Origin of the sequence: Brooklawnia propionicigenes (assembly GCF_030297015.1) — a bacterium.
In the GTDB taxonomy this organism is placed as follows: Bacteria; Actinomycetota; Actinomycetes; order Propionibacteriales; family Propionibacteriaceae; genus Brooklawnia; species Brooklawnia propionicigenes.
In genome coordinates, this window is the sequence record NZ_AP028056.1 from 1,670,809 (window position 1) to 1,695,098 (window position 24,290).

Consider the following 24,290-nt stretch of genomic DNA (forward strand, 5'->3'; position numbering starts at 1 on the left):
GTCAGTCCTTGTAGATTCCGTGTGTCAGGGTGCTGGCCAGCAAGGCTGGGTCGGAGAGGGGATGGTCCTCGAGGACGAAATGCAGAGCGCTGAAAGCGGTGCTCTGAATCAGGAACGCCGCCTGCTCGGGGGAGAGCCGTAGCTGCGCCTCCCACGGCGTGATGGACGCGATGATGGCGTCGCGCACCTGAGTGATGCGCTTGTGGAAATTGGTCTTCCCGCCTTGGTGATGCCCACCGTGCGCCAGGCGCGCCGAGCTGTCGGATTCTTCGCAGCTGGCCAGCCGGAGCGCGGCGATGGCCGCGTGGGTGGCGTCCGCGTCTGCGGTGAGAAGGGTGATCAAGGCAGTCAGATGCGCGGTGAAGTCGGGCACGTCGGGCAGCGCCTCGATTCGCCGGCACAGCGATGCGGTGTCGAGGATGTCGGCGACCACGGCGTGCATCAGGTCTTGTTTGGACGCGAAGACGCGGAAGATGGTGCCTTCGGCGATCCCGGCGGCCTCGGCGACCTCTTTGATGGTGAACTGGCCGCCGCGGGCCACCAGTAACGGCCTGGTGGCCGCGATGATGGCTTGCCGGCGCTCGTCCGGTGACATGGGTTGAGCTCTGCGCACGGCGGACAACTGTAGCTGAGTGAGCGCTCACTCACAAACGGGCTGGTGAGCCGACCTCTGAGCGGCGAGCGCGAGCGGAGGTGCCCTCGGCCGATGTGGTTGGCTGGCGCGCCGGCCGGCTGAGCGCAGCCGCTGATGATCGCAGGGCTGAGCCCGGGCATGGCAACTGCGTCAGTGGTTCTGTGGGTGGTCCGTGCCAAACTGGTGCTACCAACAGGACCCAAACCGGAGCCAACGACGACCAAGGGAGTCTGACATGAAACTGTTCTCGTCCGCCTACAACACCTGGCCCGCTGATAATGAGGGCCGACTCGCGTTCGTGACCGAATTGGCTGAGCGCGATTGGGTGGGTGGCCTGGAACTGGGCTACGCCGATTCGCTCGCCTGGCCCGCCGGCGCGCCGGCCGATCTGCCCGCCATCGTCAGCGGCGTTCCCGGAACCACTGGTCACAACGCCACGGACCCCGATTTCGGCCTTGCTTCCCCCGATGAAGCCGGACGTCAGCGTGCCCTCGAATGGGCCCGCGGAGAAGCTCTGGCCGTGGCCAGGCTGGTCGCCGAGGGACATCCCATCAAGGCCGTCCAATTGCATTCGGCGCCGACCGGCAAGGCGGATGCGGCCAAGTTCGCCGACTCGCTGATCGAGTTGGCCGGGCTCGACTGGGGGGGCATCCCGCTGTGGGTGGAGCACTGCGACGCCCACGTCGAGGGTCAGGCACCGCAGAAGGGCTACCTGAGCCTGGACGAGGAGATCGCGGTGCTCAAGCAGGTGTCTGCGGCAGTTCCGCAGGTCAGCTGGGGTTTGGTGATCAACTGGGCGCGCAGCGCCATCGAGGGCCGCAGCGCCCAGACCCCGCTGGAACACATCAAGACCGCGGCCGCATCAGGCTGGCTGCGCCATGTCGGGTTCTCCAGCTGCGCAGACTCGGAGAATGCCTGGGGTGGCCCGTGGGCCGACCAGCACGTGCCGCTTGCCGGCACTGCCGCAGCCCCCGAGGGTTCGCTGCTGGGTGCCGCCGAAGTTGCCGCTGCCATCGCGGCGGCCGGCGATGTCAGCTATGGGCTGAAGATCGCTTTGCGTCCCAAGGACATGCCTGGCGAGCAGAAGCTGGCTGCCCTGGACGAGAACGCCGCACTGATCATCGCCAACGCCTAGGACGAAGCGGACGGCGACATGTTCAGCGGGATGTTGTTCGTAGCGGTCGCCTTGTGCGCTGGTGGGCTGGCCATCGCCGGGCTGGCAGCGCTGCTGGGGCGCGCGTCCCGGGGCACTGGTAGCACCGGCGGCGTCTTGTCGGCGCCCGCGCAGGTGCTGGCCGTGCGCGAGATCTCGAGCGGAGGCGGCCAGCAGCACTGGGTGAAGATGCAGTTCGGCGACGGCCACCAGCGCGAGCTGATGGCTACCGCGAGCCAGGCCGAGGTCATGGTGCGGGGCCAGCAGGGCACCGTGCACTGGACCGGGGATCGGCTGACCGGCTGGACCCCGGAGGTGGGGCGCGGCCCGCAGGACGTCTACCGCAGCGAGTAGCCGAAGGCGATGACTTCTTATGGTGGCGGGTAGCTGGGCTCTTCGATGCGCAGCTACCCGTCCTCGTCATCGGGGATGGCGCTCGGCGCCAAGATGACCGTGCTGGTGGCCGCAGCTAGAATGCCCGGGTGAGTGACCAGTCAACCGAAACCAGCACAGCCGCAGATCTCGCCGAGATCTCCGAACAGCAGCAGGTGCGTCGCGACAAGCGCGCACGCATGATCGGAACTGGTCGCGAACCCTACCCCGTCGACATGCACCGCACTCACACGCTGAGCGAGGTGCGGGCCGGCTGGCCCGATCTGGACAAGGGCGAGGAGACCCAAGATGTCGTCGAGATCGGCGGCCGTGTCGTCTTCCTGCGCAACACCGGCAAGCTGTGCTTCGCCACCTTGCAGGACGGTTTCAGTCAGGATTCCAGCGGTGAGCGGCTGCAGGTGATGATCTCGCTGGCCGAGGTCGGTGAGCAGGCGCTGGCCGACTGGAAGGCCGATGTCGATCTGGGCGACTTCGTCTGGGTGCGCGGGCGCGTCATCTCGTCGCGCCGCGGCGAACTGTCGGTGATGGCCTCCGAGTGGAAGATCGCCAGCAAGGCGCTTCGTCCGCTGCCCGCTCTTCACAAGGAGCTTTCAGAAGAATCGCGGGTGCGGCAGCGCTACGCCGACCTGATCGTGCGCCCCGAGGCGCGCGACATGGTGCGACTGCGTGCGGCGATCACCCGCAGCCTGCGCGAGACCCTCGACTCCGAGGGCTTTCTTGAGGTCGAGACACCCACCCTGCAACTGATCCATGGTGGTGCGGCGGCGCGTCCGTTCAACACCCACCTCAATGCGTTCGACACCGACATGACCCTGCGCATCGCGCTCGAGCTGTACCTCAAGCGCGTGATGGTCGGCGGCATCGACGCGGTTTACGAAATCGGCCGGATCTTCCGGAATGAAGGCATCGACTCGACGCATTCGGCCGAGTTCACCATGCTGGAGGCCTACCAGTCGTGGGGCGACGACAAGACGATCGCCGCTCTCACCAAGGAAATGATCATGAATGCGGCCGATGTCGCCGGAGTGCATCAGATCGAGCGGTCGGACGGCCGGGTCATCGATCTGGACGCCGAGTGGCGATGGCTGCCGATCTACGACGCGGTCAGTGACGCGGTCGGTGAGGTTGTGGACGTCGACACCTCGATCCAGCATCTGCACGAGCTCTGCGAGGCCCGCGAGGTCGAGTTCGATCCGAAGTGGGGCAATGGCAAGTTGGTGATGGAGCTCTACGAGCATCTGGTCGAGCCCGATCTGGTCAACCCGACGTTTGTCTGTGATTTCCCGGAGGTCGCGCAGCCCCTTGCCCGCCGGCATCGCAGCAAGCCGGGTCTGATCGAGGCCTGGGATCTCATCATCGGCGGGGTCGAGCGGGCTACCGGCTTCAATGAGCTGATCGATCCGATCATCCAGCGCGAGATCCTCACCGCGCAGTCGTTGGCCGCAGCGGCTGGTGATCCCGAGGCCATGCAGTTGGACGAGGACTTCCTCGCAGCGCTCGAGCTGGGTGCGCCCCCCATGGGCGGCATGGGCATGGGCATCGACCGGCTGATCATGCTGTTCACCGATGCGGGCATCCGCGAGACGATCCTGTTCCCGTTGCTTCGCCCGCAAGCCTGAGCCGTCCTCGGGCTCGCGCTCGTCCACCCCTCAGTTCGAGCGGATTGTACCGACGGCGAACTGCCATGGGGGACGACGGCCATGGGAACGGGCGCCGGCCCATGGGATGCTCCGGCTACCAGGTGGGTATCCTGCTAACCTCAATAGGGGATTCCGCGACCCTTATCCAGCCTTTTGGAGGGCCCCTTGATACAGCTGCTCTGCGCCTACGCAGTGGCAGCCGTGCTCGCGCCAGCGCTGTTCAAAGAACTCGGACGCAAGGCGTTCGGGATGCTGGCCATCGTCCCGGCCGTGACGGCCGGGTGGGCGGTCACCCAAACCAGCAAGGTCTTCGCCGGTGCCTATCCGAGCCAATCCGTGCCTTGGGTGCCCGAACTGGGCCTCGACCTCGTCTTCCGGCTCGACGTGCTCAGCTGGCTGATGACGCTGATCGTCAGCGGGGTCGGCGCGCTCATCCTGATCTACTGCTGGTGCTACTTCGGGCACAACGCCGGCCATCTCGGACGCTTCGGTGGGGTCTTCGTCGCCTTCGCCGGGGCGATGTTCGGCCTGGTCACCTCCGACAACACGCTCATCGTCTATCTCTTCTGGGAGCTGACGACCGTCTTCAGCTTCCTGCTGATCGGCCACTACCACGACCGGCAGCCCTCCCGGGTGGCCGCCATGCAGGCGATCATCGTCACCACCTTCGGTGGGCTGGCGATGCTCGGTGGGCTGATCATGCTCGGCATCGTCCCAGGTGGATCCTTCTCGGTCTCGCAGCTCGTCGAGTCTGCGGCCGCCGGGACGCTGGGCCAAGGCGCACATCCGGCGATCGTCCCGGTCGCGGTGGTGCTGGTCCTGCTGGGTGCGCTCACCAAATCGGCGCAGATCCCCTTCCACTTCTGGCTTCCCGCAGCGATGGCTGCACCCACCCCGGTCAGCGGCTATCTGCACGCGGCCGCCATGGTGAAGGCCGGCATCTACCTGGTCGCACGGCTGGCTCCCGGCTTCGCCGATTTCCCGGGCTGGCGTCCGATCATCCTCGTCGCGGGGCTGGCGACCATGATCATCGGGGGCTACCGGGCGTTGCGCCAGCACGACCTCAAACTGCTGCTCGCGTTCGGCACCGTCTCACAGCTCGGCCTGATCATGGTGCTGGTCGGTTACGGCGAGCGCGCGGTCGCGCTGGCCGGGCTGACCATGCTTTTTGCCCACGCGATGTTCAAGGCCTCGCTGTTCCTGGCGGTCGGCGCGATCGACCACGAGTACGGCACCCGCGATCTGCGCGAGCTTTCCGGTGTTGGACGCGCGATGCCCGGCTTCACCGTGGCGACGACGGTGGCGCTGGCGTCCATGGCCGGTATTCCCCCGACGCTGGGCTACGTCGGGAAGGAGGCCGCGCTCGAGGCCTTCACCCATGAGGGCCAGTGGCTGATTCTCGCGGTCATCGTCATCGGATCGATCTTCACCGTCGGCTACACCCTGCGCTTCTGGTGGGGCGCCTTCGCGTCCAAACCCGGTGTCGAGCCGGCCGCCGAGCACCGGCTGGACGCCCGGCTCGGCCTGCCCATCGGGATCCTCGCGTTCGTGGGCCTGGCCGCGGGAATGGCGCCTGGCTTCACCGAGGGCCTGCTCGCCCCCTACGCCCGGACTTTCGAGGGCTACGACGGTCATCTCACCTTGTGGGGAGGCTTCGGAATACCGCTCGCGGCGACCGTGCTGGTCATCGCAGGCGGCATCGTCTTGTTCGTCTACCGGAACCAGATCAACAAGTTCCAGGCCAAGTTCACCATCCCGGCGGCCGATCAGGTCTACCGGAAGATCATCCACGGCATCAACAACTTCTCGGCCGATGTCACAGCGGGAATCCAGACCGGTTCGCTGCCCAACTATCTCGCGGTCATCCTGCTGACCATGGTGGGCGCCTGCGGATTGCTGATCATCATCGGCGGGGACGTTCCCGGGCTCGATGTGCCAAGGATCTGGGACAACCCCGTGCAGGCCGGCATCGTGGTGCTGGCGTGTATCGCGGCGGTGCTGGTCGTCCGTTCGCGGCGCCGCATGAAGGCTGTCATGCTGACCGCGTTCATCGGCTACGCGACTGCGCTGCTGTTCGCGCTGCAGGGCGCCCCCGACCTGGCGCTCACCCAGGCGCTCGTCGAGACCGTCACCCTGGTCGTCCTGGTTCTCGTGCTGCGGCGGCTACCGCCGTACTTCTCCAACCGGCCCTATACGTCCGACCATGTCCGGCGGATCGTCATCGGGGCGGTCGTGGGTGCCGCGGTCGCCCTGCTCGGGTGGGTGGCCGCTTCGGCACGCATTGCTCCGCCGGTGACCGTGCACTATCCCGAAGAGGTCTATGCGTTCGGCTATGGACGCAATATCGTCAACGTCACCCTGGTCGACACCCGAGCCTGGGACACCCTTGGGGAGGTGTCGGTGCTGCTCGCGGCAGCCACCGGCGTCGCGTCCCTGATCTTCGTCCGCGAACGCCATCAGTCGCTGGAGTTGCGCAAGGTCCTGCAGTCCGCGGTGAAGGCGCCGCAGGTCTGGGGACGCGGCATCCCGCGCGCCGCCGAGGCCGAGTTGATGGTCTCGCGTTTCACTCATCCACCCGACCCGAACCAGCCGTCCTCGCAGCGCCGTGGCCGCACGTGGCTGCCCGGCGCCGCGACGCTGGCCCCGGTCCGCCGCTCCCTGGTCTTCGAGATCGGCGCGCGGTTCGTCTTCCACCCGCTCGTGCTGTTCTCGCTGTACCTGCTGTTCGCCGGCCACAACAGCCCCGGCGGTGGCTTCGCCGGCGGCGTGCTCGCCGGCATCGCACTGATCATCCGCTATCTGGCCGGTGGACGATACGAGCTGGCGCTGGCGATCCGGATACGCCCGGGTGCGCTGCTCGGTCTCGGCATGGCCGTGGCCACCACGGCAGCCCTGGTTCCGGTGCTGTTCGGGGGCACGATCCTGCAGACCACCGTCTTCGACTTCACATTGCCGATCTTCCATGAGGTGCATCTCGCGACGGCGCTGTTCTTCGACACCGGCGTCTATCTCATCGTCGTCGGCCTGGTGCTCGACATCTTGAGCTCGCTCGGCGGCGAGATCGACCGGCAGGCCGAGGCCGAGGGCAGCTCTGCGCCGGACATCGCTCACGACGCGACCGCCCTCGAGGTCAACGAGGAGATCCATGTGGGTGCCGATCTCCGCGCGGCCCTCGAGCGGACTGCGGCCGGCATCCCAGCAGACGCGCAGGCATCCGAAGGTGAGGTGCAGCGATGATCGACATGGCCCCCTCGCTGCCGCTGCTCATCCTGGTCGGCGTCCTGGTCGGCGCCGGGGTGATACTCGTCCTCGAGCGCTCGCTGAGCCGCATCATCATCGGGGTCAGCCTGATCACCTACGGCGTGAACGTGCTGCTGCTGATGGCCGGCGGCCGGGCCGGTGGCCCGCCGATCCTCGGGCAGTCCGAAGTCTCCGAGATGGCCGATCCGCTGCCGCAGGCGATGGTGCTGACCGCGATCGTCATCGGGCTCGCTCTGACCGCATTCATGCTTGCCATGGCCTATCGGACCTGGCAGCTCAACGGCGACGACGAGGTGCAGGACGACCGTGAGGACCGCCGGATCGCTCTTGCTGCGGCCCGTGATGCGGTTGCCGAACGCGTGACGGATGACTCGGGCGCCACCTTGGACGAGCAGGCCGCGAGCATCTTCGATGAGACCGAGGACCTGCCTGCGGTAATGGTGACCCCTCCGCCCAAGGCTAGGAAGACCCAGGCGGGGGGTGCCGACAGTGAACCCCGCTGACTGGTCGTGGGTACTGGGCATCCCGGTGCTCGTCCCGTTCGCCGCGGCCGCGTTGGCGTTGTTGCTGGCTCGCCACCACACCGCCCAGCGGGTGGTGGCGCTGATCGCGCTGGTCGTCGTTCAGGTGGATGCCGTCTTCATCGCCTACCTGTCGATGAGCGGCCCGCTGACCCTTGATGTGGGCGGTTGGTCCGCGCCGGTGGGCATCACCCTGGTCGCCGACCGGCTGAGCGCCCTGATGCTGGTGGTCTCGGTCTTCGTGACCTTGTGCGTGCTCATCTACTCGTTCACCCAGGACCCGTCGATGGGCAGGAAGCTGCCCGTCGCCGTCTTCCAGCCGACCTTCCTGATCTTGTCGGCCGGGGTTTCGAATGCCTTCCTCACCGGTGACCTGTTCAACCTCTACGTCGGCTTCGAGATCCTGCTGGTGGCCAGCTTCGTGCTGATCACCCTCGGCAGCAGCCGGGAACGGATCCGCTCGGGCACCGTCTACGTGGTCGTGTCGGTGGTCAGCTCGGCGATCTTCCTGACCGCTCTCGCCATGGTCTATGCCGCAGTCGGCACGGTCAATATGGCGCAGATCGCGATCCGGATGAACAGCATCGACCCGGCGACCGCGCAACTCATCGAGGTCATGCTGCTCGTCGCCTTCGGTGTCAAGGCGGCGGTCTTCCCCTTGTCCGCCTGGCTGCCTGACTCCTACCCGACGGCCCCCGCCCCGGTGACCGCGGTCTTCGCAGGCCTGCTCACCAAGGTCGGCATCTACGCGATCATCCGCACCCAGAGCACCATCTTCGCCGACGCCGGATTGAACAAGGCGCTGATGGTCGTGGCGCTGGCCACCATGGTGATCGGTATCCTCGGGGCCGTCGCGCAGGACGACATCAAGCGTCTGCTCTCGTTCACGCTGGTCTCACATATCGGCTTCATGCTGTGGGGTGTGGGCATCGGCACCGTCGACGGGCTCACTGCGGCGATCTTCTACACCGCGCACCACATCATCGTCCAGACCGCGCTCTTCCTGGTGTCCGGGCTGATGGAACAGGTCGGCGGCAGCACCTCGTTGACCAAGCTCGGCTCGCTGCTCAAGGTCTGGCCGTTCCTGGCCGTGGTCTATCTGATCCCCGCGCTCAACCTGGCCGGCGTCCCGCCGATGTCCGGCTTCCTCGGCAAGGTCGGCCTGATCCAAGCGTCCGCGCAGGTGGGCAGCCCGCTGGACTGGACGCTGATCGCGGGCGGGCTGATCACCTCGCTGCTCACCCTCTATGCGCTGCTGCGCGCCTGGAACATGGCCTTCTGGCAGTCGAGCACCGAAGAGATCACCGAGCGTGCCACCGTGCCGTGGACGATGACATTCGCGACCGTGCTGCTGGTGGCCGCATCGGTGTTGCTGGCCGTGCTGGCCGGCCCGATCTACCGCTATGCGCACGGCGGAGCCGTCGAACTGCGCGAACAGGAGCCCTACATCAGCGCTGTGCTGCCCGAGGCCGAGCGCGGCACCGGCCAATCCCACGAGGAGCCCAATCCGGGCGTCGACGAGACCCCAGTGGTGCCGCCGCTGGGGACACCATCGGCATCGGCGCCGACGGTCACCGCGACCACCCCGGCAGCTGCAGCCCCGACCACCGGAGGTGAGCGATGAGCACCGGTCCCGGGAGGAAATTCCTCGACCTCTGGCGTCAGCGCGTTTCGCCGGTCGGCGCGAGTCTGCTGACACTCATGTGGGTGCTGTTGTGGGGCGACCTGAGCTGGGGCAACGTGGTGGCCGGGCTCGCGCTGGCCCTGACCATTCTGCTGCTCGCCCCGATGCCGCACGGACCGCAGCGACGGCTGACCATCCGGCCGATCGCCCTCGCGCGGCTGATGCTGGTCTTCGCGAAGGACACCGCGGTGGCCGCAGCCCAGATCGTCTGGGTGATCATCACCGGGCGCAGACCGCGTGAGGCGATCATCCGCGTCCAGACCCGGGCCCATTCGGACGGTTTCCTCGCCGCGACCGCCGGCTTCACCGCCCTCGTGCCGGGATCCATCGTCATCGACGCCCACCGGATGACCGGCACGCTCTACATTCACGTCTTCGACGTCGACGAGGGTCCCGAAGCGATGGACGAGGCGCACGAGCAGGTCCTCCGGCAGGAAGAGCGGATTCTGCGGGCGCTGGCCAGCGATGACGAGTTGATGACCGCCGGCTTCCGTCCGGGCGGGTCGATGAAGGCCGGCCGCCTGAGCGAGACCGAGATGGCCGAGTTCCGGGCCCGGCAGCGCGCCGCCGGCGACACCTCCGGCCGGTCCGGCCCGAGCAGCGAGGTGATCGCATGATCGTGACCTTGTGGATCTGCTTCGCGGCGCTGGTGATCGGCATGGGCCTGGTGCTGATCCGCCTCGAGATCGGCCCGACCAATCTCGACCGGGCGGTGGCCCTCGATGTGATCACCGCCTCGGCCGTGGGCATCGTGGTGGTCCTGATGGCCCTGACCGGCCGCGTCGACCTGCTGCCGCTGCTGGTGGTGCTGACCTCGGTCGGCTTCATCGGGTCGACCACGATCGCTCGCTTCTCCCAGGCCGAGTCGATCAGTGACCGCCGGGTGCTGACCGCCGAGGAGGCGGCCCGGGCGGCCAGACCCCAATTGGCCGACGATGACGCTCCGGTGCATCCGGACGTCTCCGACGACGAGGACGATCCCGACGCCCCGATCGGCGCCGGCTTCGATCTGGAAGGGGAGACCCGATGATCGTCTGGCTGCAGCTCGTCGGCGTATGCCTGATCACCGCCGGTGTGGCACTGACCTTCTTCACCGCGCTCGGCATGCTCCGGCTCGGGTCGTTGTTCTCGCGGATGCATGCGTCCACCAAGCCGCAGGTGCTGGGCCTGGTGCTGATGTGCGCCGGTCTGGCCTGCGTGATGCAGAGTACGCATGTGGCGGCAACGCTCGTGCTCGTGGTGATGATGCAATTCGTCGTGGCGCCGATCTCGGCGCACATGCTCGGACGCGCCACCTATCGACTCGGACAAACCGACTACGAAGCCATCGTGGTGGACGAGTACGCCGAGGATCTCGAACGAGCCCGCCAGCAGGTGGCTCAAAACGGTTCGTCCGACGACCCGTCGTCGTCCGTAGATCGCTAGCTCGAGCAGCGCCTGCCGCGGGACGACGCGATCTCGTCGGCGTCCCCAGCCGCTGTCGCTGCGGTAGCGGCTACTTCCAGCTGTCGCCGCGGTAGCGGCTACTTCCAGAGAGTGGCGATGCCGAACGACGTCGCGATCAGGCCGATCCCGATGAGGTAGTTCCAGTTCCGGAGGTCCTGCATACCCGGCACGCGGTTGCCCGCGATGTAGAAGACGAGCAGCCACAGCACGCCCAGCAGGCCGACCGGAATGAAGACCCACGGCACCCAGTCGCGTGTTCCCGCCGCCAGCCGGGCCTTCTTGGCCTTGTTGTCGGAGCGCTTCTTCTCGGTCTGCGCCTTCTTCTTGGCCGCCGTCTTCTCCGCGGCCTGCTTGCGGACCTTCGATTCGGGCACTGCTTTCGCTCCTCAGCCGGCGTGCTACGCACGAAACTCATCTTCGCGTGGCGAAATCGCCACCGCTCCAGTATGACGGGTCAAGGCCGTTCGCCCCAATTGTGGACCGCGATGAACCTCGGTCCACAGGTAGGATTTGCCCCATGGCGTCCGCCGAGAACAGCGCGGTGCGGCCCGGAGATGAGGCTCCGGCCCGCGCTGCCGCCGACGACGACGCCGAGACTGTGCCCCAGCCGGCCGCCCCCGATCAGCCGGCCACATCGTCGAAGAAGACCAGGGCGCGCGGGGCTGCGCTGAAACTGTCGATCGGGCTGCTCGCCGGACTGCTGGTCGGGGCGACCGCCATCACCGCGCAGGGCGCCGATCTGCGCCCCAACCGCACGAGCGACCTCGCCGAGTTGGTGGCCCAGGCCCAGCAACGCAATACCGAGCTCGCCGCCCGAGCCGCTGAGCTGCGCCGGGAGAACGAAGAGCTGGCCGCAGCCCAGGGTGCACCGGCGGCCAGCGCAGACCCGGATCAGCAGTTGCTCAGCCAGATCGTCGGGCTGGCCCCGGTCAAAGGCCCGGCGGTCCGGGTCACCCTCACCGACGCCCCGGCCGACTTCGCGCCGCCGGGCATCAACGGCGATCTGCTCGTCGTCCATGAGCAGGACATCCAGCGGGTGGTGAACGCGCTGTTCGCCGGGGGCGCCGAGGCGATGACCATCCAGGATCAGCGCGTGATCGCCACGACAGCGGTCAAGTGCGTCGGCAATACCGTGGTGCTGCACGGGGTGCCGTATGCACCGCCCTACGTGATCACCGCGATCGGCAACCAGTCGGCGTTGGAGGCCGCGCTGGCGGCCGACCCGGGAGTGCAGATCTACCGGCAGTACGCCCAGGCCTACCAGTTGGGCTATCAGCAGCAACGGATCGGCGAAGTGACGATGCCGGCCTTCTCCGGGTCGCTGCCGCAGCTGACCAGGGCCGCACGCTGAGGGCGCCGGGCTTGGGCAGACGGTCCGAATCTGGTGCGATGCGGGACAATGGTGGGCATGGTCCGCATTCTCGTCATCGACAATTACGACTCGTTCGTCTACAACGTGGTGAACTACCTGGCCCACATCGGCGCCGAGATCGATGTCTGGCGCAATGACGATCCGCGGTTCGCGTCGCCCGACTGGGCTCGGGAATACGACGGCATCTTGTTGTCACCGGGCCCCGGCACACCCGAGCAGGCCGGGGTCTGTATCGACGTCGTGCGGGACTGGGGCGGCACAGTGCCGATCTTCGGTATCTGCCTCGGGCTGCAGGCGATCGGGGTGGCCGAGGGCGCCGTGGTCGGACGCGCGCCCGAACTGCTGCACGGCAAGACATCGGTGGTGCAACACGATGGACGAGGAGTGTTCGCCGGCCTGCCGAACCCGCTGACCGCCACCAGATACCACTCGCTGGCGATCGATCCTGCGACGCTGCCCGACAGCCTGGAGGTCAGCGCCCGCACCGACAGCGGTGTCATCATGGCCGTCCGGCATCGTGAGCTGCCGATCGAGGCGGTGCAGTTCCATCCCGAGTCGGTGCTTACCGAGGGCGGCTACCAGATGCTGGCGAACTGGCTCGCGGTCTGCGGAGACACCGGCGCACCGGCCCGCGCCGCCGGCCTGTCACCCCTGATGGCCACCCGCTAGCCGGGCAGCCGGATACGGCCGGGCCGCCTAGCGGCTTGGCGAGGTGCCCGACGACGTCGGCTTGGAGCTGGTCGGGGTGGCGCCACCCAAGGTGATCGCGATCGGGTCCGACCGTCCGCGCGCGGTATCCGCGGGGACCGACTGGGCGGTCACCACCCAGTCGTCGTGATCGTCATCGGCAGGGCCGAACGTCACATTGGTGAACCCCAGCGCTGTCAGCTTCTCCTCGGCTGCCTCATGGCTCAGTCCGATCAGATTGGGCATCACCGACTCACCGGAGGCCAACCAGAGCGCGATCCGGGTGCTGCTGTCCACGGCCGTGCCGGTGGCCGGGTCGGAATAGACGACCTGCCCTCGCACGAAGGTGACGGGTTCGTCCGGGTCTCCGGGAGCCAGATAGTCGCTGGACACATTGGTGTAACCGGCCTGGCGCAGCAACTCACGCGCCTCGGTGTCCTGCATGCCGATGATAGTGCCGGGCAGCTCCGAGCGTCCGCTGGCCACATAGAGCGTGACCTTCTGGTCGATCGGGATCGACTGGCCCTCGGTCGGCGAAACCGCGACCACCTGGCCCTTCTTCGCACCTACCGTGTCGAGATTGGACGGTGCGGCAAGCGGCTCCACATTGGTGAAGCCGGCCTGTTTGAGCAGCGTGATCGCTTCGTCCTGGAGCTTGCCGACGATCCCAGCTGGAATCGGTGAGACCGGCGGACCGTCATTGACGGTGATCGTCACGGTGCTGCCCACGAGCACCGCCTGGCCGCCTGGCGGATCCTGCGAGATCACCGTGCCCTTGCCTTCGGCCGAGCCGGACACATGTTCGACCTTCGGCGTCAGCTGAGCGGCGGTCAGCTGCTCGACGGCGGCCTCCTCCAAGAAGCCAGTCACCGCGGGCACCTGGACGTTGTTGTCGGCGGTGTTGCCGACCAGGCGCCAGGCGAAGAAGCCCAGGGCACCCAGCAGCAGCACCAGCAGTCCGATCAGCACGCCGGTCGCGGGTGACACCTTGCGCTTCGGCTTGTCGAGGTCATCGGCCACCACCTCGGAGTTCGAGGTACTGATGGCCGCCTCGTCGGTCGGCTGATAGTCCGGGTCGTACTCGGCGGGCAGCGCCCGGGTGGGCGGCGCGCCGCGGGTCTCGCTGACGGCGACCGCGGGCAGCTGCGCGGTCACCGCTTGGCCGTTCAGCAGCCGCCAGCAGTCGTCGCGCATCTCCTTGGCCGACTGATAGCGGTCATCGGTGCGCTTGGCGAGCGCCTTCATCGTGATGGCGTCCATATCGGGCGTGATCTCGGGATCGAGCTGACTCGGCGGGATCGGCATTTCCCGGACGTGCTGGTACGCCACGCTGACCGGGGAATCGCCGAGGAACGGCGGGCGTCCGGTCAGCAGCTCGTAGAGCAGGCAGCCGGCCGAATAGAGGTCGGAGCGCGCGTCGACCTGCTCGCCCCGGGCCTGCTCGGGCGACAGGTACTGGGCGGTGCCGATCACTGCGGCCGTCTGCGTCATCGTCGCCGAGGTGTCGGAGACCGCTCGGGCGATCCCGAAGTCCATCACCTTGATTTGGCCGGCATTGGTCAGCATCACATTGGCGGGCTTGATGTCGCGGTGCACGATGTCGTGCTTGTGCGAGTAGCCCAGCGCGTCCAGCACCCCAATCTCGTACTCGAAGGCGCGCTGCGGCTCGATCGGGCGGCCCTGGCGCAGCAGGTCGCGCAGGGTGTGCCCCTCGACCAGTTCCATCACGATGTAGGGCACCGAGATGCCGGTGGCCGGGTCGGTTCGCTCCCCGGTGTCGTAGACGCTGACGATGTTCGGGTGGTTCAGGCCGGCAGCTGCCTGCGCCTCCCGCTGGAAGCGCATCTGGAAGGTGCTGTCGGTGGCCAGATCGACGCGCAGCCGTTTGATCGCGACCTGGCGATCCAGCCGCAGATCGCGGGCTCGCCAGACCTCGGCCATGCCGCCGCGTCCGATGACCGTCTCGAGCTGGTAACGGCCTCCCAGGATCACTGGCTCATCGGTCACGGGACCAGTCCTTTCCTGCTCCGGCACGCAGCACATTCGGGCCAGGCAAAACTCATGGCAGGGCCTCCATTATGGACCGCGCGATCGGGGTCGCAGTGGTGGTCGTCTCGGTGGCCAGGTAGACCGCCACCGCCACATGTTTCTCGGCGATGTAACCGGTGAACCACGAGTGGTCACCGCCGCCGACACTCGTCTCGGCGGTGCCGGTCTTGCCGCCGACGGTCATGCCGCTGATCTGCGCGGCGGTGCCGGTGCCGGACTTGATGACATGGGTCATCATCTCGGCCAGGGTCGCCGCATTCGCCTGCGTCATCGCCTGACCGCGGACCACCGGCTGGTGAGTGCTCAGCACCGACTCGTTCGAGCCACGGATCTCCTGGACGATGTAGGGCTCCATCACGGTGCCGCCGTTCGCGATGGCACCGGCCACCACTGCCATCTGCAGCGGGGTCGTTGCCACATCGAACTGCCCGATGGACGCCATCGCCAACTCGGCCTGGCTCATCCCGGTCGGGTAGACACTGGCGGCCGAGGTCAGCCCGTCACCCAGCGACGAATTGAACCCGAAGGCCTCCGCCTGGGCTTTGATCTTGTCCTCACCCAGCGCCATTCCGATATTCGCGAACGACGTATTGCACGACAAGGTGAGCGCCTGGTCCATGGTCTTGGTGGTGTTGCCGCAGGCGGCCAGGTTGCTCAACTGGTGCGTCGACTGCGGCAACTGCAGCGCCTGCGGAGTGTCGATGACCGAGTCGGGCGTGTAGCCGTTGGCCAACGCGGTGGCCGCGACGACCAGCTTGAAGGTCGACCCGGGGGCGTTGATCTCCTGGGTCGCCCGATCGTTCATCACGGTGGAGCCGTCGGCAGTGAATTGGTCCCAGGCCGCCTGGGTGGCGGGGAAATCGAGGCTGGCCAGCTGTGACACGTCAAAGCTCGGGGTCGACACCCAGGCCAGGATCGCGCCGGTCTGGTAGTCGATGGCGACCGCCGCGCCCTCCTGGTTGCCCAGGGCGTCCCAGGCCGCCTGCTGCACCTTCGGCTGGATGGTGGTGAGCACCTGACCGCCGGCCGGCGAACGCCCGGCCAGGGTGTCGAGGATGCGCTGGGTGAACTGCGAGTCGGCCTGGCCGGTTAGTTCGGCATTGAACTCCTGCTCCAGGCCGGATCGTCCGTAGATGTAGGAGTAGTAGCCGGTGACCGGTGCATACAGCGGGCCGTCGAGGTACTGACGCTGGTAGGCGTAGGGCGTCGTGCCGGTCGGCACACTCTGGACGATCGGGGTGTTGGCGGCCAGGATCGGGCCGCGTGGCCCGCCGAACTCCTCGTCGCGGACGCGGGTGTTGCGCGCGTCATTCACCAGATCATCGGTGCGGATCCAGTAGGAGGCCGTCGCGTTGATCAGTAGCGCAAGAAACATCACGCCGACGAACAGCGCCACTCCACGAATCGACTTGTTCATCAGGCAGTGCCCTCGTTCAGGTTGATCAGTGATGTCTCGTCATCGGCGAGGTTGGCCACTGTGGCGGGCACGGTGGCCACCTGGGGACGCCGCGCCTGATGGCTGATCAGCAGCAGAATAGCCACGATCAACCAGTTGGCCACCAGCGAACTACCACCTTGACTCATGAAAGGCGTCGTCAATCCGGTGAGCGGCAGCAGGCGAGTGACGCCGCCGATGATGGCGAAGATCTGCAGGGCGAAGATGAAACTGAAGCCGGACGCCAGCAGCTTGCCGAAGATCACGGTCGAGGTGAGGGCCGCACGCAGGCCGCGGGCCACCATCAGCAGATAGATCAGGATGACGGCGACCAGCCCGACCAGCCCGAGCTCTTCACCGATCGCCGCCGAGATGAAGTCGGAACTGGCCACCGGCGTCAGGCCGGGCCGTCCCTGACCCCAGCCGCGTCCGAACAGGCCGCCCCAGGCCATGCCGAACTGGGCGGTGATGATCTGGTAGTTGGCTTCGTAGTTGCTGAACGGATCCAGCCAGCTCGACACCCGGGTCGCCACATGGGGGGCCAGCTGCCCGATCACGTAGGCGGCGACCGCGAAGGCGCTCACCCCGATGATCACCCAGCGCACCTGGCTGGTGGCCACGAACAGCATCATCACGAACAGCCCGAAGAACAGCAGCGAGGTGCCCAGGTCGTTCTGGAAGATCAGCACGACCACCGCGGCCGCCCACATCACGCCGACCGGAATCAGATCGCGCATTCGGGGCATCTGGAAACCGAACACGCGGCGTCCGGCCAGCTGCAGCAGGTCGCGGTTCTCGGTGAGATAGGACGCGAAGGCCAAGGTCAGCACGATCTTGGCGATCTCGGCCGGCTGGAAGGAGTACCCGGCGATCTGGATCCAGATCTGCGATCCGTTGGCCGCGTTGTTGGGCGAGGACAGGAAGGGCAGCAGCGGCAGCAAGAGCAGGATCATGCCGACGATGAACAAGATGTAGCTGAAGCCCTGCAGTACCCGGTAGTCGCGCAGGTAGAACAGCGTCACTGCGAACAGTGCCACGCCGATTGCGGTCCAAATCAGCTGCATGGTGGCGGCGTTCGGCGAGGGATCGAAACTCATATCGAGGCGGTGGATCATCGCCAGCCCGAGCCCGTTGAGCGCCAGCACGCAGGGCAGGATCACCGGATCGGCGTAGGGCAGCTTGAGCCGGACGACCAGGTGCGCGGCGATGCAGATCGCCAGCCAGATCGCCGAGACCGCGATCCAGTTGCTGGGCAGTGCGGCGTCCCGGTTGAGGTGGGTGATCAGGTAGCCACCGATACCGAAGGCCGCCGCGAGCAGGCACAGCGCGAGTTCGGCGTTGCGGCGTTTGCGGTAGATAACCACCGGTTGACTGTTGGGCGTAGACATCATCCACAAGCCTCGAGGTCGGGACGGTTCGGTGAAGCCGAAGAGGTGGGGGATTCGGAGCGAGCAACAGAGTTGGGGCTCTGGGGGGCAGTAGTACCGGATTGGCCGTCGGTGGGAGGCTCGGGGCTGGCCGAGTCCGCGGAGGTTTCGGCGCCGGGGGTCTGCGGCGCGGGTGTTTCGGCGGGCACGGTGGCTGCGCGTTCGGCCTTGCAGCGTTCGGCCATTTCGCCGAGCACCTCCAGCTGCGTCTGCGCGGCATGTTCGGAGTCATAGCGCAGTTCTTGGTTCTGCACCCTGGCCGCGTAGTAGGGCGGCAGATCGTCCACCAGGATCTCGCTGGTCTCGGTCAGCCGCGACAGCGGGTGTCCGAAGACCTGCTCGGGGATGCCCCGGTAGATCGCCACGTGCGCCTCGTCGGGACCGATGAAATGCTGGGATTCGAGGTACGCGCGTCCGCCGAACAGACCCGCGGTGAGCAGAGCCAGGATAGCCAGGATGGTCAGGACCCAGCCGATCCATCTGCGCCGCCGGCTTGCGATGTGCGGTGTGTAGCGGATCGCCTCGAACCGGTCGGGATCGATGACACCATCGGGCAGCTTCTCGTCGATCGCGGCCGCGTCGGCCACCGGCAGCCCGCGGGGCACCCGGGTGGTGTCCTCGATGATCTCGGACAGGTCGATCGGCTCGGAGAAATCGACCTCCGGGATCTTCATGGCCTCGGCAGCGCCCAGCACCTGCGGTGGGACAGCCTGCAGCGCCTCGTCGTAGTCCACCACGTCGGCCACGATCAGGGTGATGTTGTCGAGGCCGCCACCTTGATGTGCCGCCTGGGTCAACGAGCGGACGATCGAGTCCAGCGGCTTGTCGGCGGACAACAGCTTGAGGATGACATCGTCATCGACCATTCCGCACAGCCCGTCGGAGCAGAAGAGCACCCGGTCGCCGAGTTTGGCGTCCACCAGCTTGAAATCGGGAGTGTGCACCGGCTGCCCGTTGAGCACCTTGAGCAGCAGCGAGCGGTGCGGATGCTTGGCCGCCTCGTCGACGGTGATCTTGCCGCTGTCGATCAGTGACTGCACCCAGGAATGGTCATGGGTGAGCCGGGTCAGCTGCCCGTCGCGCAGCAGATAGCCGCGCGAATCGCCGATGTGGCAGATGCCGTAGTGCTCGCCGTCGAACATCGCCCCGCACACGGTGGTGCCCATGCCTTCGAGCGAGTGGTCCCATCCGACGAGGTCGGACAATGCGTCGTTGGCCTTGGCCAGTGCGCCGCCGAGCGCCTCCAGCATCTGGTCGCCGACCAGCGGGCCGGATTCGGAGGCGTTCGGAGCCAGATTCTGCTCGTCGGCGCGCTGCAGTTCGCGGATAGCCACGGCGCTGGCCAGATCGCCGGCGGCAGCGCCACCCATGCCGTCGGCAACGACGATCAGGTGCGGCGAGACATAGGCCGAGTCCTGATTGTTGTTGCGCACCAACCCGATCTCGGAATGCGCGTCGATCTGCAGCGAAAACGCCATCTCAGCCGTCCAGTTGCATCTGGGAGCGGCCGACTCGCACGATGTCGCCTCTGTCGATCCGCACGGGTTGGGTGATGCGCTGGCCGTTCACGTAGGTGCCGTTGGTCGACAGCAGATCTTCGACGACGAAGCCCTCGGCATCGCGCCAGATCTTCGCATGCTTGCTGGACGCGTAGTCGTCGTCCACATCAAGATCGCACGACGACGCCCTGCCGAGGACGATCTCCTTGCCGACCTCGGGCAGCGTGGCGCTCGTGCCGGCTCCTCTGCCTGTGGTGATGGTGACCGTGGTGGGGGCCGGTGGTGGGGCGGCGCCGGCGCGGGCTGCGCGGCGGCCACGGAACGACTTCTGCAGCGAACCTGTGCTCAGTGAGGAGGCCTGCTCGTCGGCGGCCACCAGCTCCTCGGCGGTGACCCGGCGTCCGAACAGGTCGACGCGGATGACGTTGGTGACGAAGAGGATGAACAGCCACATCAGGACCAAGAAGGCGATCTTTAGGGTGGCTACGAGGATGGTACTCAACGGTCAGGACCCCACTGGTGAGTGCACGAGCATCCGGGTCGAGCCGATCTCGATGCGTGATCCGTCGCCGAGCGTCACCTTGGTGACGCGCTGGCCGTTGACGATCACGCCGTTGGTCGATCCGAGGTCTTCGATGCTGACGAGAACCTCGCCGTTGTCGGCGGGCTGGACGATGATACGGGCGTGCTGCCGGGAGATGCCGGGATCGTTGATGCGAAGGTCCGCCTCACTGCCGCGTCCGATGGTGAAACCCGGTGGCAGCAGTGGATGCCGTACGCCGTTGACCTCCAGCACGAGCGGCGCCCGCTTGATCGCGGTGGTCGATGCTGCGCCGCCGGTCTCGGCGACGGTCGCGACCGACTCGGAGCTCACTCGAAAGCGACCGACCGATAAGGACGGATCGCATTCGTAGTCGATGCGGATCGGTCCGTTGAAGACGTAGTGACGCTCGCCGGCATGTCGACGCAGTTCGGGGACGATGTCGTCGTTGATGGCCCGTGCCATCGGGGCGAGCTCGTCATAGTCGTGCGTCGACAGGTAGACCGTGAAGTTGTTGGGGACGAGCCGCTTGTCGCGGTTCAACAGCTTTGCCTGCGCGTCCAGCTCCTTGGTCAATCGGGTGACGATCTCGATAGGTTCCACCTCGCCGCGGAAGGCTCGCGCGAAAACGGTGTTCACCGCGTTCTCGAGTCCGCGTTCAACGTTGTGCAACCAGCCCATCGTGCCTCCCTTCAGCCTGCATTGCCATCGGTGCTCGATGGTGCTGCTGTCTCGGTGAGTCCGGACAGGCGTCGCCCAGGACGAACCAAGCTCACCAGCGATACTAGGTCATCAGGCCGAGTCCGCACGCGCTGGTGCTGATCTGGGGCAAGATCGCGAGCGCTCTCAGGAGCTGTGAGTACTAGTGATGCGCGGTTTCGGCGTCGACCGGTGGGGTGCCGGACGGGCCGGCCGCCGATGCTCAGGCCTCGTGGTAGCCGTTCGTGGCGTCGCTGTCCGTCTTGTCGACTTGGGCATACGCGGCGCGGACTTCGTCCATGTCAAGGGCGCGGACCTGCTCGACGAGGCTGTCGAGAGCCGCTGCGGGCAGGGCGCCGGCTTGCGAGAAGACGGGAATGCCGCCGCGGAAGATCATCAGGGTGGGGATGGAGGTGATGCCCGCAGCGCCTGCGAGCTGCTGCTGGTCCTCGGTGTCGATCTTGCCGAAGGTGATGTCGTCGTGGGTCTGGCTGGCCTGCTCGTAGATGGGTGCGAAGTTGCGGCATGGACCACACCATTCCGCCCAGAAGTCGAGGAAGACGATGTCGTTGGTGCTCAGGACGTCCTCAAGGTTCTCAGCGGTGATCGTGACGGTGGCCATCTACTTCTCCTGTGTCTTGGACGCCTCGAAGTTCTTGCTGCGTCAGTTGGTCAGCAAAACCACGGTGACAGGCGAGTTATTCCCGCGGATGGCGTCAGCGTATCGAATCAGGGCAAGAAAAACCGGGGCTCGCGCACCCACCCCCTGAGACGCGAACCCCGGCCGTCGGTCGCGCATCGGCAGGCCGGGGGGGCCGCCGGAATCGACCGTGTAATTAAGAATGCCACGGCCGGAGCCCAGATACCAGCCAATTGCTGATCTTGCCGCACAGATTTTCATGACGTTGATCAAATAGCTGCTGGCCTGCGCTTTTCTTGGCTTCTCGAGATGCAGAACGGCAGCCCGGAAGGGCGCGATCTGCGCTTGGGCAACGCGCACGGCCGGCACCGCGAGTTGGTGGGTCAGTGCGGCCGGGCAAGCATCAATGCCGCTGGGAGCTCGACGTTTTCGGGCAGCCGCGGAGGCACGAGTTCGGCGATTCGTGCAGCGACTTCGGCGAGTCGCTGATCGTCCACATGGCTGGCGAGCATGGTGACACTGAGCGCGGCTATCGCCCCGCCGTTCGACAGCAGCGGCACACCCAGGCAGGCGATGCCCGGTTCGTTCTCCTCGATCTCGGTGGCATAGCCGCGCTCCCGGGCCGCGGCGACGGCGTCGCGCAGTTGCGCGGCGGCGGCCTCCGATGGGGCATAGGCGTCGAGATGATCATCGGGAATCGGCCGGTAGGCCAAGATTGCGCGTCCGAGTGAGGTAGTCGCGGCGGAGGCGTTGCGTCCGACCTGCGACCAGACGCGGATGGCTTTGTCGGGCTCGACCTTGTCGACGTAGATGACCCGGTCGCCGTTGAGGATGCCGAGGTGCACCAGTTCGTCCACCTCACGGGCGAGCACGATCAGTGCGGGATGCAGCAGCTGGGTGAGAGAGGCGGGGCCGAAGTAGTCGGCGCCCAGGCCGATCGCCGCGGGCCCGAGCCGGTAGCTGCCGTCGGTGTCCTGGGTGACGAAGCCGCGGGCGCGCATGGTGCTCAGCGCGCGATAGGCGGTTGATTTGTTGAGCCCCAGATCGCGGCCGAGATTGGCCAGCGGGACTCCGTCGGGCCCGGCCTCGGACAGACTGATGAGCAGCATGAGTGCGCGGTCGATCGCCTCGATCGGGGCGGGACCGCTGGCCTCGGAACTGCTCGGGTTGCTCATGACAAGCAGTCTGCCACGCTGCTGACTCCGAGGGGCCGGTCTGCTACCATTTGTTTTAGTTAATGACCCATCTGTTTCGCTGAATGAAACGGTGGCCTTCTGTTCACATTATCTCTACGAGGAGAGTGCAGATGAGCGTCACTCTTGACGACATCACCCGTTACCGCATCGTTCCCGTTGTGGTTCTCAATGACGCGGCCAATGCCTCCGGGCTCGGAGACGCCCTGGTCGCCGGCGGGCTCCCGGTCGCGGAAGTGACCTTCCGCACCGCCGCCGCCGCAGATTCGATCAAGGTCCTTGCGAAGCGCGACGACATCCTGGTCGGCGCCGGCACCGTCCGTTCGGTCGCTCAGGTCGAGCAGGCCGTCGACGCCGGTGCGTCCTTCATCGTGAGCCCCGGCCTGAAGGTCGAGGTCGTCAAGCGCGCGCAGGAACTCGGTGTGCCGGTGCTGCCGGGTGCGGTCACCCCCACCGAGATCATGCTCGCCCACGATCTCGGCCTGACCACCGTGAAGTTCTTCCCGGCCAATGTCTATGGTGGCGCGTCGGCCATCAAGGCGCTGTCGGCCCCGTTCGGCGGCACCCAGTTCATTCCGACCGGCGGTGTGAACGCAGCCAACCTCGGTGAGTTCCTCGGCCTGTCGTGCATTCCGGCGGTCGGCGGTTCGTGGATGGTGCCTGCCAAGGCCGTGGACGGTGGCGAGTTCGACAAGATCACCAAGCTTTCGCGCGAGGCCATGGACCTGGTCGCCCAGCTGAGCGGAGGCGACAAGTGAGCGTGGATCTCGGCCTGAAGTCCGCTGAGGACTGCCAGTGGGACGCCCTGAGCCTCGGCGAGATCATGCTGCGGCTCGATCCGGGCGATGGACGCGTCCGCACTGCTCGTGAGTTCAAGGTCTGGGAAGGCGGCGGCGAATACAACGTCGTGCGTGGCCTGCGCAAGGTCTTCGGGCTGCGCTCGGGCGTCCTGACCGCACTGGTGGACAACGAGGTCGGCCATCTGGTCGAAGACTTCGTGATGCAAGGCGGCGTCGACACCTCGCTGATCCGCTGGGTTGCCAATGACGGTGTCGGACGCACGGCCCGCAACGGCCTCAACTTCGTCGAGCGCGGCTACGGCGTGCGCGGCTCGGTCGGCGCCAGCGACCGCGGTCACACCGCGATCAGTCAGACCAAGGCATCCGATTGGGACCTGGACGAGATCTTCGTGAAGAAGGGTGTGCGCTGGCTGCACACCGGCGGCATCTACGCCGCTCTTTCGGAGACCAGCGCCCAGGCAGTGATCGATGTCTGCAAGGCGGCGAAGGAATCCGGCACCCTGATCAGCTACGACCTCAACTACCGGCCCAGCCTGTGGAAGTCGATCGGTGGCCAGGCCAAGGCTCAGGAAGTCAACCGCGCGGTCGCGCCCTATGTCGATGTGATGATCGGTAATGAGGAGGACTTCACCGCGGCTCTCGGTTTCGAGATCGAGGGCGTGGACGAGAACCTCACCGTGCTGCCGCTGGACAGCTTCAAGAACATGGTCGAGCGGGTTGCCGCGGCTTACCCGAATCTCAAGGTCATCGGCACCACGCTGCGGGGCGTGAAGTCGGCGACCATCAACGACTGGAGCGCGATCGCCTGGTCGAAGGAAGACGGCCTGGTCAAGGCGACCCAGCGCGATGATCTGATGATCTTCGACCGGGTCGGCGGTGGCGACTCCTTCGCATCCGGGCTGGTCTACGGCCTGATTTCCGGCGCCGATCTGGAGACCGCGGTCAACTACGGTGCGGCTCATGGCGCGCTGGCGATGACCACTCCTGGCGATACCTCGATGGCTACCAAGGCCGAGGTGCTGAAGTTGGCCGGCGGCGGTTCGGCCCGCGTCGATCGCTGATTGGTACGTTTCGCTGACTCATCAGGTGGTGCCCCGGTCCTAGCGGCCGGGGCGCTGCTGTATGCCGGAGGCGCATCCTTGTCGGTTTCGGCACCGCACCCTGGGGAGATGATGACGCTCAGGCCGGGCTGCCTGGATCTGGTCTCACCTACAGT

General features: G+C 66.6%; 24 protein-coding genes. 13 read left to right on the forward strand and 11 right to left on the reverse strand.

The window, feature by feature from the left end; all coding sequences use genetic code 11:
* Position 1: 1 nt before the first annotated feature.
* Entirely contained in the window at positions 2–595 is a 594-nt protein-coding gene (locus QUE25_RS07540) for a TetR/AcrR family transcriptional regulator (RefSeq protein ID WP_286263636.1), read from the reverse strand.
* A 274-nt stretch (positions 596–869) separates the two neighbouring features.
* On the opposite strand from QUE25_RS07540, the gene QUE25_RS07545 reads away from it, so the two are divergent.
* From QUE25_RS07545 to mnhG, 9 genes are all read left to right on the forward strand, one after another.
* Complete coding sequence (locus QUE25_RS07545; protein WP_286263639.1) at positions 870–1,769, forward strand: DUF4862 family protein; 900 nt, start codon at positions 870–872, stop codon at positions 1,767–1,769.
* Positions 1,770–1,799: 30 nt separating this feature from the next.
* Positions 1,800–2,141, forward strand: a complete 342-nt coding sequence (locus tag QUE25_RS07550; protein ID WP_286263642.1) for a hypothetical protein — start codon at positions 1,800–1,802, stop codon at positions 2,139–2,141.
* A 218-nt stretch (positions 2,142–2,359) separates the two neighbouring features.
* Positions 2,360–3,799, forward strand: a complete 1,440-nt coding sequence (gene lysS, locus QUE25_RS07555) for a lysine--tRNA ligase (protein ID WP_425332767.1) — start codon at positions 2,360–2,362, stop codon at positions 3,797–3,799.
* A 186-nt stretch (positions 3,800–3,985) separates the two neighbouring features.
* A complete protein-coding gene (locus QUE25_RS07560; protein ID WP_286263644.1) occupies positions 3,986–7,057 on the forward strand; it encodes a Na+/H+ antiporter subunit A in 3,072 nt (1,023 codons plus the stop codon).
* Positions 7,054–7,584 carry a Na(+)/H(+) antiporter subunit C gene (locus QUE25_RS07565; protein WP_286263646.1) on the forward strand — a complete coding sequence of 177 codons (531 nt, stop codon included), beginning with the start codon at positions 7,054–7,056 and terminating at the stop codon, positions 7,582–7,584. The genes QUE25_RS07560 and QUE25_RS07565 overlap by 4 nt, the downstream gene beginning before the upstream one ends.
* Positions 7,571–9,226 carry a Na+/H+ antiporter subunit D gene (locus tag QUE25_RS07570; RefSeq protein ID WP_286263648.1) on the forward strand — a complete coding sequence of 552 codons (1,656 nt, stop codon included), beginning with the start codon at positions 7,571–7,573 and terminating at the stop codon, positions 9,224–9,226. Before QUE25_RS07565 ends, QUE25_RS07570 begins: the two co-directional genes overlap by 14 nt.
* Positions 9,223–9,903, forward strand: coding sequence for a Na+/H+ antiporter subunit E (locus QUE25_RS07575; RefSeq protein WP_286263650.1), 681 nt, complete (start codon positions 9,223–9,225; stop codon positions 9,901–9,903). The genes QUE25_RS07570 and QUE25_RS07575 overlap by 4 nt, the downstream gene beginning before the upstream one ends.
* Positions 9,900–10,316 (forward strand): MrpF/PhaF family protein, encoded by a 417-nt coding sequence (locus QUE25_RS07580; protein ID WP_286263652.1) that lies wholly within the window; start codon positions 9,900–9,902, stop codon positions 10,314–10,316. Before QUE25_RS07575 ends, QUE25_RS07580 begins: the two co-directional genes overlap by 4 nt.
* Positions 10,313–10,711 carry a monovalent cation/H(+) antiporter subunit G gene (gene mnhG, locus QUE25_RS07585; protein WP_286263654.1) on the forward strand — a complete coding sequence of 133 codons (399 nt, stop codon included), beginning with the start codon at positions 10,313–10,315 and terminating at the stop codon, positions 10,709–10,711. Before QUE25_RS07580 ends, mnhG begins: the two co-directional genes overlap by 4 nt.
* Positions 10,712–10,809: 98 nt before the next feature.
* Here mnhG and QUE25_RS07590 read toward each other — a convergent pair whose 3' ends face one another.
* The gene (locus QUE25_RS07590) at positions 10,810–11,106 is read right to left on the reverse strand and encodes a cell division protein CrgA (protein WP_286263656.1); all 297 of its coding nucleotides are present in this window, start codon (positions 11,104–11,106) and stop codon (positions 10,810–10,812) included.
* 143 nt (positions 11,107–11,249) lie between these two features.
* Here QUE25_RS07590 and QUE25_RS07595 point away from each other — a divergent pair, with 143 nt between their 5' ends.
* Both QUE25_RS07595 and QUE25_RS07600 read left to right on the forward strand, forming a co-directional pair.
* Complete coding sequence (locus QUE25_RS07595; RefSeq protein WP_286263657.1) at positions 11,250–12,083, forward strand: DUF881 domain-containing protein; 834 nt, start codon at positions 11,250–11,252, stop codon at positions 12,081–12,083.
* A gap of 57 nt (positions 12,084–12,140) precedes the next feature.
* Entirely contained in the window at positions 12,141–12,773 is a 633-nt protein-coding gene (locus tag QUE25_RS07600; RefSeq protein WP_286263659.1) for an aminodeoxychorismate/anthranilate synthase component II, read from the forward strand.
* Positions 12,774–12,800: 27 nt separating this feature from the next.
* On the opposite strand, the gene pknB is transcribed toward QUE25_RS07600, so the two are convergent.
* The 9 genes from pknB to QUE25_RS07645 all read right to left on the reverse strand — a co-directional run bounded on the left by pknB (position 12,801) and on the right by QUE25_RS07645 (position 22,256).
* A complete protein-coding gene (gene pknB, locus QUE25_RS07605) occupies positions 12,801–14,798 on the reverse strand; it encodes a Stk1 family PASTA domain-containing Ser/Thr kinase (protein WP_286263661.1) in 1,998 nt (665 codons plus the stop codon).
* 52 nt (positions 14,799–14,850) lie between these two features.
* The gene (locus QUE25_RS07610) at positions 14,851–16,257 is read right to left on the reverse strand and encodes a penicillin-binding transpeptidase domain-containing protein (protein ID WP_286263663.1); all 1,407 of its coding nucleotides are present in this window, start codon (positions 16,255–16,257) and stop codon (positions 14,851–14,853) included.
* Entirely contained in the window at positions 16,257–17,663 is a 1,407-nt protein-coding gene (locus QUE25_RS07615) for an FtsW/RodA/SpoVE family cell cycle protein (protein WP_286263664.1), read from the reverse strand. Before QUE25_RS07615 ends, QUE25_RS07610 begins: the two co-directional genes overlap by 1 nt.
* On the reverse strand, positions 17,663–19,180 hold the full coding sequence (locus tag QUE25_RS07620) for a PP2C family protein-serine/threonine phosphatase (protein ID WP_286263666.1): 1,518 nt from the start codon (positions 19,178–19,180) through the stop codon (positions 17,663–17,665). The genes QUE25_RS07615 and QUE25_RS07620 overlap by 1 nt, the downstream gene beginning before the upstream one ends.
* A 1-nt stretch (position 19,181) precedes the next feature.
* Positions 19,182–19,703, reverse strand: a complete 522-nt coding sequence (locus QUE25_RS07625; protein ID WP_286263668.1) for an FHA domain-containing protein FhaB/FipA — start codon at positions 19,701–19,703, stop codon at positions 19,182–19,184.
* 3 nt (positions 19,704–19,706) lie between these two features.
* Positions 19,707–20,423, reverse strand: coding sequence for an FHA domain-containing protein (locus tag QUE25_RS07630; RefSeq protein ID WP_286263670.1), 717 nt, complete (start codon positions 20,421–20,423; stop codon positions 19,707–19,709).
* A gap of 241 nt (positions 20,424–20,664) precedes the next feature.
* Entirely contained in the window at positions 20,665–21,063 is a 399-nt protein-coding gene (gene trxA / locus QUE25_RS07635) for a thioredoxin (RefSeq protein ID WP_286263673.1), read from the reverse strand.
* Between the two features lie 42 nt (positions 21,064–21,105).
* Entirely contained in the window at positions 21,106–21,450 is a 345-nt protein-coding gene (locus tag QUE25_RS07640) for a hypothetical protein (protein WP_286263675.1), read from the reverse strand.
* A gap of 14 nt (positions 21,451–21,464) precedes the next feature.
* The gene (locus QUE25_RS07645; protein WP_286263677.1) at positions 21,465–22,256 is read right to left on the reverse strand and encodes an IclR family transcriptional regulator; all 792 of its coding nucleotides are present in this window, start codon (positions 22,254–22,256) and stop codon (positions 21,465–21,467) included.
* Positions 22,257–22,387: 131 nt separating this feature from the next.
* On the opposite strand from QUE25_RS07645, the gene eda reads away from it, so the two are divergent.
* Together eda and QUE25_RS07655 are read left to right on the forward strand one after the other, a co-directional pair.
* Complete coding sequence (gene eda, locus QUE25_RS07650) at positions 22,388–23,032, forward strand: bifunctional 4-hydroxy-2-oxoglutarate aldolase/2-dehydro-3-deoxy-phosphogluconate aldolase (protein ID WP_286263679.1); 645 nt, start codon at positions 22,388–22,390, stop codon at positions 23,030–23,032.
* A complete protein-coding gene (locus tag QUE25_RS07655; protein WP_286263681.1) occupies positions 23,029–24,135 on the forward strand; it encodes a sugar kinase in 1,107 nt (368 codons plus the stop codon). Before eda ends, QUE25_RS07655 begins: the two co-directional genes overlap by 4 nt.
* Positions 24,136–24,290: the final 155 nt, after the last annotated feature.